Origin of the sequence: Xenorhabdus sp. SGI240, from assembly GCF_040081915.1 — a bacterium.
Classification (GTDB): Bacteria; Pseudomonadota; Gammaproteobacteria; order Enterobacterales; family Enterobacteriaceae; genus Xenorhabdus; species Xenorhabdus bakwenae.
This window is the reverse complement of the sequence record NZ_JBEBMB010000065.1, coordinates 1-13,933: the sequence shown is the minus strand read 5'-3', so window position 1 is coordinate 13,933 and position 13,933 is coordinate 1. Positions and strand designations below refer to the sequence as shown.

The following is a 13,933-nucleotide window of genomic DNA, read 5'->3' as shown; positions in this document are numbered from 1 at the left end:
GACGGTGGCGGATCGAGAACGAATTGCCTGGAAATTCCTTAATTTTCTAAAAGATAACGGGATTAAGCTCCGACAGATGGACAGCCTCAAAGCCAAATACATTGAGCGCTATATTGCTGAGCGTAAGGCCAGCAAAATCAGTCACCGAACCCTGCAAAATGAGATGTCAGCCCTGCGGACGATTTTAAGGCAGGCGGGCAAGCATAAACTGGCCTCACCGGATAACGCCCGTCTGAGTAACCGGGCACTGGGTATTGTCGAGACGAGTCGCACAGGCACTAAAACGGCATTAATGCCTGCGGAATTTCAGGCGGTTTTCCAGCAGGTTGAGCAAAAAGACCGGCGCGTGGCGGCGGTCATGCAACTGGCGTATGTACTGGGGTTGCGCACCAAAGAAGCGGTGGAAGCCTATAAATCCTTAGCCACCTGGAAAAAAGCGCTGGAAAACGGGCATACCTCTGTGCGGGTGGTCTTCGGCACCAAAGGCGGGCGGCCCAGACAGACGCTGATACTGGATCGGGAAGCCTTACAACACGCTATTGCCTACGCCGAATGCGAGCAGGCAGGGCGCAGCGGCAAACTGATTGATAAACCGACGGTTATTCAGGCCATAGATCGTTACCGGTATATTGTCAGAAGGGCAGGTCTGAACGGCAAGAAAGCCCCACACAGTATGCGCTATCATTTTGCCCAGCAATCTGGTGAACATTACAAAGCCCAGGGTTTCAGCGAGCAGGAAGCACAGGCACTGGTATCGATGGATTTAGGACATGGCGATGAGCGAGGACGCTATATCAGGCAGGTGTATTACCGGAATATTGAGGGTGAATAAGCTGTATTGGATCATACATGGTCTGCTGCTTTGGTCATTGGAATACGAGCAAACCAACCTTGACACTTAGCCTATTATTCACATGTTAGCCCTAACCCGTTTCTGCCCCATTTCTTGTTAGAGCAAGGACTCATTTACATTCTGTTAATTGGATTTTGTCCTACTATTAATAATGAAAAGATATACAGTTACCAAATTGATTATTTCCATGATTCATCCTTGATGAACATAGGAAAGTCACACAATTTGATGATGTTCATTGAGTTGCTTATTAAAAGTGAACAAGATAGATAAAAGGCTGAGCAATAGAAAAGAATACAGCTCAACATTGAATAAATGTATTGCAGTGCTAGAAGTGTGTTCGGTCAGAATAATAGAACTCTTTTTTTGAAATATCCGATTCCGTTTTTTTAAGGTTTTATTAAATGAAAATTTCCTCTTTCTCTTTGAAAAACTATCGACGACTAGTCAACGTAACCCTAGTACTTGATGATAAAACAACTGTTCTTGTTGGCGCTAATAATAGTGGAAAAACGTCCTGTATTAGTGCGCTGCACACTTTCCTGAAAAGTCCGGACAATCTAAAAGTTCGAGATATATCTAAGCAAAATTGGAAGAAAATCCAAAAGTTGGGCGAACAAGTCGAACAAGAATTTCCCACTAGCGAGAAAATGCAGGATCTATCGGATGATTTCACCAGTTTGCTGCCGAGTTTAGACATCGAGATCACCGCGAAAGCAAGTGAGGCATACAAGGTTCGTGACATCCTCCCGGACTTGGAATGGTGTGGTGGTGCCCTATTCGTTCGCATAACTTACGAACCAATCGATATTTCTAAATTATGTCGTGAGTTTGTTGATAAAAAAAGTGTAGTGTCCGAACACAAAGGTAAGGTAAGCCTGTGGCCCAAAGATTTATGTGATTTTCTGGAGAAAGGCCGGAACTTCAGTAAGTTCATAAAGCAAAAGCACTACATTTTAAGCAAAGAGGCAAAGTCTACGCTGAGCGAAGTTTTGCAGCCTCTTAAATCTGAAGCTTTGAAAAAGTTAATTCGAGTAGACACTATATCCGAACAACGCGGATTAGGTGCCGAAGATAGTACAGATCAAAAAGGGCCATATTCAGAAAAACAACGTCTTAATAAGTTACTTCGAGAATATTACGATCGTATTTTGAACCCTGAAGATTTTCCTGAGATACAAGACCTTGAAGTTTTGGGGCAACAGCAAGCACTAGAAAAAGAGTTTACCGACAGATTGAATAAGCAGTTTGGTGCCCCCTTTAATGAACTGGAGAATATGGGGTATCCCGGTATCGGTGGCAACCCGATTGTTGAAATTGCCGCAAAAATTAGTGGTATGGATGCATTACAAAAATCGTCATCGATCCGATACCGTTTTGACAAAGATGAAGAAGAGTTTGTTCCGGAAAGTTACTTGGGGCTTGGTTACCAAAATCTTATTTATTTGACCTTCAGGCTTCTGGAATTTCGCGACAAATGGATGCGCATTGGAAAGTCAGCAGCCTTTGAGGATAGGATAGAAGACCAGATAGAACCAATCCATTTAGTTTTACTTGAAGAGCCGGAAGTCAATCTGCATGCTCAAGTTCAACGAGTATTCGTATCGAAAGCTTATAATACTTTGCGGAACCATCCCGACTTGTGTGGCAAACAAGATGAGTCTGAATACCAAACACAGCTTGTGATTAGTACACACTCTAGCCATATTATCAACGATATCGACTTCAAAGAATTACGGTACTTCCGGCGAAATAATGCTGACACTTCAATTGCAATGGATCATACGTCAATTGCAAATATGTCAGAGTTATTCGTGGACCCAAAAGATGAACTTCAGTTTGTCAGAAAACATCTAAAGCTGACTCACTGTGACATTTTCTTTGCCGATGGAGTTATATTCGTTGAGGGGCAAGCAGAACGTCTTTTGGTGCCTGAGTTCATTTCCAATAGATTTCCGAACTTATCGAAACGATACATCTCTATACTGGAGGTAAGCGGTGCACACACTCATAAATACCAAGAATTAGTCGAAAAACTTGGGGTTGCAACTCTGGTGCTAACAGATCTTGATTCAGTTGATAACGAAGGGAAATCATGCTTCCCGCAACATAATTCAGATCAAAAAACCAGTAATGATACCTTGAAAAATTGGTATCCAAAAAAAGAAGTTTTGGATGACTTGCTGTCCTTACCAAAAGCGGAACATGCTACAAATAGTCAAGGTGCGCCACTTTACGTTGCCTACCAAAAGCCAACTCAGATTACTGGAAAGGAAGTTTTATCCCGTACTTTTGAAGATGCATTGATTTTGGCGAATTCTGAAAATAAATATTTTCAAAGTAAACAAAAGATTAAAGACGCCTTTAACAATGATAGTAGCTCCCTATCAGAGTCACTCTATTGCTATGTGCAAACTTTAAAGAAAGGAGACTTTGCCTTCGATTGCCTTTTCTATATCGCAAATAAGAAGGAAGATTATTTCAATCCCCCCGAATACATGAGTGAAGGTCTTAAGTGGCTAGAAGCTCAGCTTCAGTACAAAATGTAGGAGGGGCTTATGTCAGAAGACTTTTACTTGGCGGAAACCAAACCTATTGATCATGACAATAGAGTTGATGAAGGGATCCGAGGGTGCCTACGTATAGGTTCAGGGAAAAGTTTTATCACCTTTGCGGGAGCAGGATCGGGTAAAACTTATTCTCTAAAAGAAGCTCTGGATTTTCTGAAAAAAGAACATTCTGGTAACTTTATTCGGCAAGGTAAGCAAATTGCTGTTGTAACCTTCACGAACAATGCAGCCGATGAAATCGTGGATCGGATTGAGCAACATCCCATCTTTGCGGTTTCAACAATTCATAGCTTTTGTTGGTCTGCTATTGCTGGTTTTAATGAAGACATTCGCAAGTGGTATCTAGAGAAAATTCCTTCGGACCTTGCTGAAATAGAAAATGTGGAAAGTCGTGGGCGCAAAGGTAAAGCATCAGAAGTTCGGAAGAGAACAATTACCCGGCTAAAGGAAAAAATGAATTGGCTAGCTGAACCTCGCTCATTCATTTACGACCCAAATGGCGTCAACTCTGCAAAGAATGCATTGTCGCATACAGATGTTTTAAAGCTTTTCTCAAGTTTTTTGACTAATAAGCCGATGATGGCTGAAGTCATTGTAAACAAGTTCCCTTTCATATTTATCGACGAAAGTCAGGATACCAACAAAGATGTAGTCCGAGCATTCTTTGAGCTGCAACGTGCTAAATCAAATAAAGTAGTCATTGGCTTGTTTGGGGATATGATGCAACGTATCTTCGGTGGAGGCGAATCTGAACTGGGTAATACCAAGCCAAGTGATTGGACTACCTTCAACAAAGAAATGAACCATCGCTCAGCGCGACGAATCGTTGCTTTGGGTAATCAAATTCGTAGTGAAGATGATAAACGAAAACAGTTTTCCCGAGATGGAGCTGCAAACGGTTATGTTCGATATTTCTTATTATCGCACGGTATTTCAAACAAAGATGAAATTGAAGCAAGAATTCGTGAGGTTATGGCAAAAGTTACCGGTGACACAGGCTGGACAGATACTAAATCCAAAGATACAGCTATCTTGCTTTTGGAACATAAAATGGTTGGACGTCGTCTTGGCTTTAGTGATCTTTGGAACAAACTTGAACAATCAGACAGAATTAAAGATCGGATTTCTAAAGGTGAAAATTCCGAATTAAATTTTTTCTCTAACATTGTTTTTCCTATGTCTGAGGCGAGTCGTAATGAAAGACGAGCAGAATTGATGTCTATCCTGAGAGAAAATAATTCACCGCTTTTGGAAGCCAGTGTGCTTGACGCTAACAAAAATGACCCGCTAGTACTTGCTCGAAATGCGGAACATGCATTTAGAGATGCGATTTCAGATGAAAAAGTCAGTTTTCGTATAGTCCTAGAAGTTTTGGCTAAACATAACCTGCTGAGAATTCCACCAAAATTACAGACGTATGTAGTGACTTCCAAAGAGAGTGAGAGTGAATCAGAGCCAAAACAAATGGGGGCTATACTGAGGATTGAATCAGAAGCTGAAGAACAAGATGATAGCGAGATAACTGCTTGGGCTGAAGCGTTGGAAACTGATTTCTTTCAAATTCGAAATTATAATGACTACATCAATGAGAATTCAATTTTTCGAACCCATCAAGGAGTGAAAGGTAACGAATTCGAGCGTGTTATGGTTATTATGGATGATGACGAAGCAGGCGGTTTTCTATTTTCTTACGAGCAGTATTTTGGAGTGAAAGAGCTTTCAAATATAAGCAAGAAAAAACAGAATGAGGGTGAAGAGACTGGTTTGGAGCGAACTAGGCGATTGTTCTATGTCACATCCACACGAGCGAAGAATAGCCTCGCCCATGTGATTTATACATCCGATGTGGCTAAGGTAAAGGACAATCTTATTGAAAAAAAATTTGCGCGAGAAGATGAAATTATTGAGTTTTAAGGAAGCAAGTACAAGTAATGGAATTAAGTCTTACGTTTTGCTTCTGATGTTTTAACTTACTTTTACTAATCCTAACTTGGCGAGCTAGCAAGATAAATCTAGCTCGCTTTTGTCCAGAAGTGAGTTAGAGCAAGTTGCCTGATTTTGTTACACCATAAAATTGGAACGGGTAGATTGCATTCTAATCAATTCAAATAATGCCATCGCGCTTCTGACATTATTTTTTGTCTCGGAAAATGAATTACGCATTGACCTTATGATTTCCGTTCATTAGCGTGGTAAGACTTATCGATGATCCGGTCGCTTGTAAGGATCACCTTCGGGCAGCGACACCAACACTCCCGTAAAGTCGAGCGGTTTTTGACCGCCTGATTTATCCAAAGATGTAAATTTAGGGTGAGTTTGGGTATGCTGTGTTTCAGCCATCATCGTTACTCCGTATAACGGTTGTTGGTCAGACGCCCTGTATGTGTTGTGAGCACTACGGGGCGTTGCTTTTTTATGTTACGTTTCTTATGTCATATTCTTTTCTGTGTTATGCCGCTCGTGATTCAGCAATACGTTGCGCAATCCAGTTATCAATCTCTGATTCAATAAAAGCGACGGAGCGAGCGCCAAGTTTGACTTATTTTGGAAATGTCCCTGCGCTAATCAGTTTGTAGATCCACGCTTTGCTATAACCCGTTCTGCGTTGAACTTCCGGCAAACGAATAAGATTTTCTTTCAGTGCTGTCATTGTCATATTTTCTCCTGTTACAGAGTCCTTGAACGCTCATCAGGGACGTTGTTTGATGACAGGCGGATTATTTAAAAAGCAAGATTAAATGAACAGCGTTAATTGTTTTTCCGATTTGTTGAATTTATCGTTTTATCCGAAGTTCAACCTTTCTCTCTGTAGGTTGTATAAAAAACGGACTCATGTGCCACGGGCACGGCGGTGTGAAAAATAACCATGCATTTACGCCTTCTTGCCAAATGTTCTTATCAGCACATTTTCACCTCGCTCCAACTTCTCCATATAATCCGCATACCATTGCAGCATTTCCCTGCGACCATCCAGATATTGAGCGTGATTGTAAGTTCCTCTGATGCTGTTCTTATCAACATGAGCAAGATGTGTTTCAATCCATTCAGACGGATATCCTTGCTCATGCAAAATTGTGCTCATGGTATGGCGGAATCCGTGGCCTGTAGCCCGCCCTGCATAACCAATGCGTTTAATTAATACATTTAATGCCATATCACTCATTGGCTTACTTGCATCATTCCTGCCCTGAAAAACATATTTCCCTTGGCCTGTCATGGGCTTTATCTGTTCTAAAATATCAAGAGCCTGCCTTGATAGAGGAACAATATGAGGGCGACGCATTTTCATTTTTTCAGCCGATATTTCCCAAACAGCCTTATCTAAATCAATTTCTGACCATTCGGCTGTGCGTAATTCACCGGGACGAACGCCTATTATCGTTTGCAAACGCATCCCCATCTTTACTATAAAACTGCCTATATAAGCATTTAAGGCTTTGTAGAATTCATGGAGTTCATCAACAACTAAAAATGAATAGTGAGATTTTTTATGTGGAATAAAAGCTGAGACTAAATCAGGGGCGGGATTATATTCGGCTCTCCCTGTTACTATTGCATATCGCCACACTTCCCCACAGCGCTGGCGTACTTTCTTGAGTTTCTCGTTCGCTCCACGATCATACAATCTGGATAAAACAGCCATAAGCTCCATTGGCTTAATTTCAGCAATAGGTCTGTTACCTATGTAGGGAAAGACTTCTTTTTCAAACGTTTCCATCATTTCTTTTGCGTAGGAAGCTGACCACCTGTCTTTGCGTTTTTCGTACCATTCAAATGTTATATTTTTGAAGGTATTTTCTATCAGGTTTGCGGCGGATATTTTTTCAGCTTTTCTTACGTCGCTGGGGTTGATTCCATTAGCCACTAACTTTCTGGCTTCATCACGTTTGGTTCTGGCTTCCATAAGCGTTACTACCGGATAGACACCTAATGAGAGCATTTTGGTTTTACCCGCAAATTGATAACGATATCTCCAACCTTTCGAACCATTAGTGTCAACTAACAAAGATAGCCCATTGCCATCTGCCAGCGTATAGGCTTTTTCCTTTGGCTTCGCTCGCTTAATTACTAAGTCTGTCAGCTTCATAATCCACCAATATTGTATAGAAAAAATAAATAGGAAGTTTCTATACGGAAAACTATACAATAAATTGCATAGATTGAGAAATATAATACTAGACTAAGAGAGAATAAAATGGCGTAAATTACTTTATTTTAATGTGATTAGTGGACTTTTATAGACGGTGAAATAAGTATATTATCAGCCTGAGTACTGCTTCGAAACAAAGTTCGGGTTTACACCGAGGTTCCGCTATGTTGCAATCCTGTTCACAAAACAATTATCCGATATAAAGACAATTATTCTAATGATGGAAGCTGAGCAATTTTCACAAGTGGTGCTTGAATGGTATCACCGTTATGGTCGCAAGACTCTGCCATGGCAGTTGGAGAAAACATCCTATCACGTCTGGCTTTCAGAGGTGATGCTGCAACAAACTCAGGTTGCGACAGTTATTCCCTATTTCCAAAAATTTATTTCACGCTTTCCTGATGTTGCTTCCTTAGCTGCTGCGCCGCTGGATGAGGTTCTCCATTTATGGACCGGGTTGGGATATTACGCGCGTGCTCGTAACTTACATAAAGCTGCACAACAGATTGTCACGTTACACAGCGGCAAATTTCCGACAACCTTTGATGATGTTGTAGCTCTGCCCGGTGTAGGGCGTTCAACTGCCGGAGCTATTCTCTCACTATCTCAAGGCAAGCATTTCCCTATTCTTGATGGTAACGTGAAACGTGTTTTGGCACGCTGCTACGCTATTGATGGCTGGCCGGGGAAAAAAGAAGTTGAAAACCAGTTATGGGATATCAGCACGCGCGTGACGCCCAGGCAAGGTGCCGAATATTTTAATCAGGCGATGATGGATTTGGGGGCTATGGTTTGCACCCGTAGCAAACCAAAATGTGAGATTTGCCCACTTAACACGGGTTGTATCGCTTACGCCAATCATAGTTGGGCAAACTATCCGGGGAAAAAACCCAAACAGAGCATCCCTGAAAAAACAGCCTACTTTTTATTAATGCAACATGGCGATATGGTCTGGCTGGAGCAGCGCCCACTTTCTGGGATTTGGGGTGGTTTGTTTGCTTTCCCGCAATTTGCTGATCAAATATCACTGGAACAATGGCTGGAAAACTCAGGTATCTCACACAGCAAACTTGAACAACTGACAGCATTTCGCCACACATTCAGCCATTTTCATTTAGATATCGTTCCGATTAAAATCGATATTTTAACTTTTGATTCCTGTATGGATGAAAGTAAAGGACTTTGGTATAACTTACGTCAGCCAGCAACCATTGGATTGGCAGCTCCCGTTGAGTATCTTTTGCAACAATTGGGTTAAGTTACCCACTATTTTGAGGATTAATTATGAGCAGAACTATTTTTTGCACTTTTTTACAACGAGAAGCGGAAGGCCAAGATTTTCAGCTTTATCCAGGGGAGTTGGGCAAGCGTATTTTCAATGAAATTTCAAAAGAAGCATGGCAACAATGGATGAGTAAACAAACCATGCTGATTAATGAAAAAAAACTCAATACCATGAACCCAGAAGATCGCAAACTGCTTGAACAAGAGATGGTGAAATTCCTGTTTGAAGGGCATGATATTAAAATCGACGGTTATACACCTCCAGAACAATAATATTACTACTCGAATAGTATAATAAGAGCCATTTTGTATGGCTCTATACATTGATTGAAACTTCAATATCCAACAGCATTAATATCCAACGGCATTGTAAAATGAAAAAACTGCTGGCTTTGCTCCTCCTCGCCCCACTTTTAATTTCCTGTTCAAGCAAAAAAGACGTTGAGTACAACGAAGAATATATAAAAGACACCAATGGTTTCGATATTTTGATGGGGCAATTTGCTCATAATATTGAAAATATTTGGGGATTGCAGGAAGTTTTAATCGCAGGCCCAAAAGATTACGTTAAATACACAGATCAATATAAGACCCGCAGCCATATCAATTTTGAGACGGGAAATATTACGATTGAAACCATCTCTCCCATTGAGCCTACTGAACATTTACGCAAAGCGATTGTTACGACATTGCTGATGGGAGATGATCCTGGCACTATTGATCTTTATTCCGACGCCAACGATGTTCAGATCAGCAAAGAACCTTTTCTATATGGACAAATTTTGGATAACACGGGGGAACCCATTCGCTGGGAATGGCGCGCACGTCATTTTGCCAATTATCTACTCCAGAATAAGTTGCAAAAACGTCAATCAGGATTACACGTTATTTGGTCGGTTACTCTCCAATTGGTTCCTAACCATTTGGATAAACGTGCCCATAAATATCTTCCTATTGTGCGCAAAGCCTCCATCAAATATGGCGTTGATGAATCTCTAATCTTTGCCGTCATGCAGACTGAATCCAGTTTTAACCCTTATGCCGTCAGCCGCTCTGATGCCCTGGGACTTATGCAGGTAATGCAGCACACCGCCGGACGAGATGTTTTCAATATGCAAGGAAAATCAGGCCAGCCTGGCCGCAATTATCTCTTCGACCCTGAGAACAATATTGATATCGGCACCGCCTATCTATCAATTTTGCAAAATATATACTTGGGGGAAATCAAAAACGCTACCTCACGTCGGTATGCTGTTATCACAGCTTACAATGGCGGTGCCGGCAGCGTATTACGCGTATTCTCCAATGATAAAAAGAAAGCGGTTCAAATCATCAATTCAATGGAACCTGGTGATGTTTATGCAACCCTGACCAATAAACATCCTTCTGCTGAATCACGTCGCTATTTGCTGAAAGTAAATAATGCTCAAAAAAGCTATCGCAGGTAGTTAATAACAGATTCGTTGATAGTAAAAAATAGCAGATGGAGGGGGGATTACCAGGGGTTACGCATGAAAATATTGAGTGGATAATTCCTTCATTTTGAGAGGGGTGCAGATGAAAGAATTAGTGGAGGTCTTTTCTGATTTTCCAGAACCACGTTGTCAGGGAAAGGTTAAACACCGTTTTATTGATATCTTAGTGATCGCCGTATGCGCTGTCATTGCCGGGGCTAATGCCTGGACCGATATTGAACAAGTACGGCCAGCTAAAAAAGGATTGGCTGGGTTCATTTCTTCCGCTCAAAGACGGTATTCCTCCACATGATACTTTCCGGCGCTGTTTCAGTTTATTAAATCCCGATCTCTTTGAACGTCATTTTTATCAGTGGGTTTCTCGGGACGTCTCTTCAGAAAAGCGGGTGATCATTGCGATTGATGGTAAAAGTTTACGCCATTCGTTTGATAAGAAAATTGAACAAAGCCCACTACATGTGGTGAGTGCATTCTCAGTTGAGAAAGGACTCAGCTTATGTCAGTGTGCAGTAGACGGAATACTTAAGTTCTTGGCCAGATATTCAGGCTCTTCTGGTAACGGAAACGATACGACAAGAACGCTATTCTGACACAGTGCCCTCTGATTTTCGTTATTATTTAAGCCGTTGTCATGATTCTCCCGCCTTTCAACTAGGTGCCATAAGACAACATGGGGCTATCGAAAATAGTTTACACTGGGTACTGGATGTCACTTTTAGAGAAGATGATGCACGGATGAGAGAGCGGACCGCCACAAGAGTATTTGCCCAATGACGTAAAATGGTGCTCAATATTGTTAAACGAGATACCAACAGTAAACTGAGTTTGAGTGCTCGAAGGAAATCGGCCGGGTGGGATAATGGCTATATGGAAGCGCTGCTATTTAATCAATTTTAGCCCACCAACATTTCATGCGTAACCCCTAGGGGGATTAACTCTCCATTTTGTTTGGATTTATAGCTTATTGTGTGATTTAAACGCATATAAATAAATTTATGCAGAAAGTGTTTGACGGATTGGGCTGGATACGATTTAATGCGCCCCGTTAGCCCGGATAGCTCAGTCGGTAGAGCAGGGGATTGAAAATCCCCGTGTCGGTGGTTCGATTCCGCCTCCGGGCACCAAATTTCCATGCGGGTTTGTCGTAGGTTGTTAAATTTCCTGACAAAAGCGCGAAAAAGAATCAATCGTTAATTAAATGTTAAAGCCTAATCAGTTCAATTTGTACTGTCTAGTTGAGAAGAACATTTAAGACAAGATGACAGGGTAGCTGTTTTAACAGCCGCCCTTTTCTCGTTTAAGGTAATGATTTCAGTAATTGATTCTGATGTCAAGTAAGGGAAAAACTTTACGGGGCAGGAGACCGGAATTAGCCCTTTTTTCATACCATCAATATTTGATGCAGGGCAGTTCACTCACACCGCCACCTCCTCAATCCTGTCTGAGATCTGCCCTGTCTTTTTTTTTACGCCATTTTATTCATTCTCATCGGCCCGCTCACCAGCAAAGTCAGTATACAATCCCAGTTCCCGCTCCAGGGCTTTGCCCGTCACTTCCATATCAAGATCAATGTATTCCATCGTGGTCGCCACATTACGGTGCCCCAGTAATCGTTTCACCAGCGGCAGATTACGATCCGGCGATTTCATCAGGGTTGTGGCCACCGTATGACGAAAGCGGTGGGGCGAGACCGCAAACCCACACTCTCTGGACAGTCTGCGGAAGAAAGCGCGGAGCTGTTGTTTTTCCCGGTTGATATCGTATTGGTAACGGGAAAGCCGGCTTGGGTGCGGCACACTTAACCGGCTGAGATCGAAAATCGGATCGTCGGCTTTCACGCCGGCAGCTATCGCCCTTTCCACTAATTTTGCCAGCCGGGGTTTGAGCGGTGGGATAATCGGTACTTCCCATTCACTGTGGTTTTTACTGCCTTCCAGCCCCAGTTCAATATAATTGCTGTCCAGATTGATATCCCGCAGCCGCAGGTGCAGTAGCTGGTTCTGGCGCATCCCCGTAAAGCGCAATGTCGCCAGTACCGTTGACCAATACCAGGTCGGATACAGGGCACAACGCCCTCCCCGTGGCATCACCCCGGTTCTCTCTTCTTCCGCAAACTTGCCCATCAACAGATTAATACGGGTTATCTGCGATTGACTCAAAATCTTCTTCTTTTTCTTTTCTTTTTTTACTGCCGCTTCGTTAAACGGATTCTCCGTGTGCGGCAGCAGTTTTTGCTCCATGCCGAAATTAAAGATCGCCCGCATATGCGCCACCTTATTATTCCAGGTATGGCTCGACTGCTTTTTCTCCACCAGAAGATGGCGCCGCCACCGCAGCACATCCCGGTGAATAACCTGCATCGGTGAGACCGCTTCCCCCATAAACCGGATAAAACCCTTCGTCACTTTACGGTAACTCCATTCGGTATCCGGTCTCAGGATATGTGAAAAAAAGTACTCGTCTAATAACGCTTCCCAACCCATGGTTTCTTCTGTTCCGTGCATCATTTTTTCCTGTTATCAGCAACCCAACCCGGCGGCTTTTCAATATAGAAAGCGGTTAATCATTCCGTTAAAAATCAATCACACATTGAAATTGTTTCATGATTAATATCATGACGACTCCTCCCCGGCAGGAGCAACATTTTCTGATGGCCTGCCTGTGCGTTTGCTTATTTTCAAATCGTTATCGTTCTCATTTGCATTAACGGGCAATGAAACTTCATCATCTGATTGAAATAATGACAATAACGTCCGGGTATCGTCCGCCGTCGATAGAGAAGGACTTTTCATTGCATTTGCGGAAGCGGCTGATTGGGTTTCCGGCCGGGTACCGGCTTCGGAAGCCAGGGCCGCTTCGACTGCCGTTGGCAACCCCCCCTGTTTCACCAGCGGGGAATGAACCTGCCCGGCGGCGTCCTGAAGCAACGCATCAATCAGGGGGACGGAGGAAGGGCGACCATTGAGGTGCAACATCAGACAATGCCAGGCTTCCGGTACGGAAACCAGCCACATGAGGGCTTTTTCCGGTAACAAACCGGCGGCCAGCAAAGCTTCCTGTGGCACCGTCAGGGCATTTTCCGGTGTGCGAAAGCGGAAACGAAAAAGCTTACCGGGGATACAGACACCCGGCTGCCAGTGATGGCCATCTTCCAGCTCTCCGTCCAGTTGCCGCAACAACGGCAGGTGGTAAAACAACGCCGCCCAGAACACGACGGTCTGCCATAACAGACTCTGGGCCGCCTGCGTTTCCGGGGCGGCTCCCGGGGGGAACAGATGCCCCTTCGCCAGCCGCACGGCACAGGTGGTAAATTGCAGTGTCAGGTCAGCAAATCCTCCACTCCCTGACCAGTCGCCTTCCGGTGTGGCGGGCACTTGCTGCACACTGCCCAACAATTGCTTCACCGGCGCGAGATAAAAACGCTGATACAGCCCTTCGGGCAAGGCACTGTTTTGCCATAATTGCTGAAGACACTGACGGCGCAGGGAGGTGGCCAGTAACTCGTCAGCGGATTGCGGCCGGAAATAGCCCCGGCTGTCACGAATGACTTCCGATTGTTGTTCGGGTAATTGTTGTGGTGTGACAGGCTGGCGGGCAAAAT

11 protein-coding genes, 1 tRNA gene and 1 pseudogene are annotated in these 13,933 nt (G+C 43.3%); 8 read left to right on the top strand and 5 right to left on the bottom strand.

The window, feature by feature from the left end:
• The 3 genes from ABLA76_RS13810 to ABLA76_RS13800 all read left to right on the top strand — a co-directional run.
• The coding region (locus tag ABLA76_RS13810) for an integrase domain-containing protein (RefSeq protein WP_348988354.1) at positions 1 to 832 on the top strand (832 nt) is incomplete at its 5' end.
• A gap of 425 nt (positions 833 to 1,257) precedes the next feature.
• Complete coding sequence (locus tag ABLA76_RS13805; protein ID WP_348988353.1) at positions 1,258 to 3,402, top strand: AAA family ATPase; 2,145 nt, start codon at positions 1,258 to 1,260, stop codon at positions 3,400 to 3,402.
• Between the two features lie 9 nt (positions 3,403 to 3,411).
• Positions 3,412 to 5,337: a UvrD-helicase domain-containing protein gene (locus ABLA76_RS13800; protein WP_348988352.1), complete on the top strand. Its 1,926-nt coding sequence runs from the start codon at positions 3,412 to 3,414 to the stop codon at positions 5,335 to 5,337.
• A 285-nt stretch (positions 5,338 to 5,622) separates the two neighbouring features.
• Here ABLA76_RS13800 and ABLA76_RS13795 read toward each other — a convergent pair whose 3' ends face one another.
• From ABLA76_RS13795 to ABLA76_RS13785, 3 genes and pseudogenes are all read right to left on the bottom strand, one after another.
• Positions 5,623 to 5,766 carry a hypothetical protein gene (locus tag ABLA76_RS13795; RefSeq protein WP_348988351.1) on the bottom strand — a complete coding sequence of 48 codons (144 nt, stop codon included), beginning with the start codon at positions 5,764 to 5,766 and terminating at the stop codon, positions 5,623 to 5,625.
• A 106-nt stretch (positions 5,767 to 5,872) separates the two neighbouring features.
• Positions 5,873 to 6,079 (bottom strand): annotated as a pseudogene (locus ABLA76_RS13790) (AlpA family transcriptional regulator).
• A gap of 216 nt (positions 6,080 to 6,295) precedes the next feature.
• Entirely contained in the window at positions 6,296 to 7,510 is a 1,215-nt protein-coding gene (locus tag ABLA76_RS13785; RefSeq protein WP_047770723.1) for an integrase arm-type DNA-binding domain-containing protein, read from the bottom strand.
• A 280-nt stretch (positions 7,511 to 7,790) separates the two neighbouring features.
• Between ABLA76_RS13785 and mutY the strand changes: the two genes are divergently transcribed.
• The 5 genes from mutY (at position 7,791) to ABLA76_RS13760 (ending at position 11,456) form a co-directional block, all read left to right on the top strand.
• Positions 7,791 to 8,831 (top strand): A/G-specific adenine glycosylase, encoded by a 1,041-nt coding sequence (gene mutY / locus ABLA76_RS13780; protein ID WP_047770724.1) that lies wholly within the window; start codon positions 7,791 to 7,793, stop codon positions 8,829 to 8,831.
• A 26-nt stretch (positions 8,832 to 8,857) separates the two neighbouring features.
• On the top strand, positions 8,858 to 9,130 hold the full coding sequence (locus ABLA76_RS13775) for an oxidative damage protection protein (protein ID WP_047770725.1): 273 nt from the start codon (positions 8,858 to 8,860) through the stop codon (positions 9,128 to 9,130).
• A gap of 101 nt (positions 9,131 to 9,231) precedes the next feature.
• Positions 9,232 to 10,305, top strand: a complete 1,074-nt coding sequence (gene mltC / locus ABLA76_RS13770; RefSeq protein ID WP_348988350.1) for a membrane-bound lytic murein transglycosylase MltC — start codon at positions 9,232 to 9,234, stop codon at positions 10,303 to 10,305.
• Between the two features lie 109 nt (positions 10,306 to 10,414).
• On the top strand, positions 10,415 to 10,624 hold the full coding sequence (locus tag ABLA76_RS13765) for a transposase family protein (protein ID WP_348988349.1): 210 nt from the start codon (positions 10,415 to 10,417) through the stop codon (positions 10,622 to 10,624).
• A 756-nt stretch (positions 10,625 to 11,380) separates the two neighbouring features.
• A tRNA-Phe gene (locus ABLA76_RS13760) sits at positions 11,381 to 11,456 on the top strand.
• Between the two features lie 351 nt (positions 11,457 to 11,807).
• Here the strand turns inward: ABLA76_RS13760 and ABLA76_RS13755 are convergent.
• Both ABLA76_RS13755 and ABLA76_RS13750 read right to left on the bottom strand, forming a co-directional pair.
• Positions 11,808 to 12,836, bottom strand: coding sequence for a site-specific integrase (locus ABLA76_RS13755; RefSeq protein ID WP_348988355.1), 1,029 nt, complete (start codon positions 12,834 to 12,836; stop codon positions 11,808 to 11,810).
• A gap of 108 nt (positions 12,837 to 12,944) precedes the next feature.
• The coding region (locus ABLA76_RS13750) for a TraI domain-containing protein (RefSeq protein WP_348988348.1) at positions 12,945 to 13,933 on the bottom strand (989 nt) is incomplete at its 5' end.

Excerpts from the sequence above, each read along its gene's own strand:
- ABLA76_RS13795 (WP_348988351.1), bottom strand. The coding sequence starts at position 5,766 with ATGATGGCTGAAACACAGCATACCCAAACTCACCCTAAATTTACATCT.
- ABLA76_RS13800 (WP_348988352.1), top strand. The coding sequence starts at position 3,412 with ATGTCAGAAGACTTTTACTTGGCGGAAACCAAACCTATTGATCATGAC.
- ABLA76_RS13775 (WP_047770725.1), top strand. The coding sequence starts at position 8,858 with ATGAGCAGAACTATTTTTTGCACTTTTTTACAACGAGAAGCGGAAGGC.
- mltC (WP_348988350.1), top strand. The coding sequence starts at position 9,232 with ATGAAAAAACTGCTGGCTTTGCTCCTCCTCGCCCCACTTTTAATTTCC.
- ABLA76_RS13765 (WP_348988349.1), top strand. The coding sequence starts at position 10,415 with ATGAAAGAATTAGTGGAGGTCTTTTCTGATTTTCCAGAACCACGTTGT.
- ABLA76_RS13785 (WP_047770723.1), bottom strand. The coding sequence starts at position 7,510 with ATGAAGCTGACAGACTTAGTAATTAAGCGAGCGAAGCCAAAGGAAAAA.
- ABLA76_RS13755 (WP_348988355.1), bottom strand. The coding sequence starts at position 12,836 with ATGCACGGAACAGAAGAAACCATGGGTTGGGAAGCGTTATTAGACGAG.
- ABLA76_RS13805 (WP_348988353.1), top strand. The coding sequence starts at position 1,258 with ATGAAAATTTCCTCTTTCTCTTTGAAAAACTATCGACGACTAGTCAAC.
- mutY (WP_047770724.1), top strand. The coding sequence starts at position 7,791 with ATGATGGAAGCTGAGCAATTTTCACAAGTGGTGCTTGAATGGTATCAC.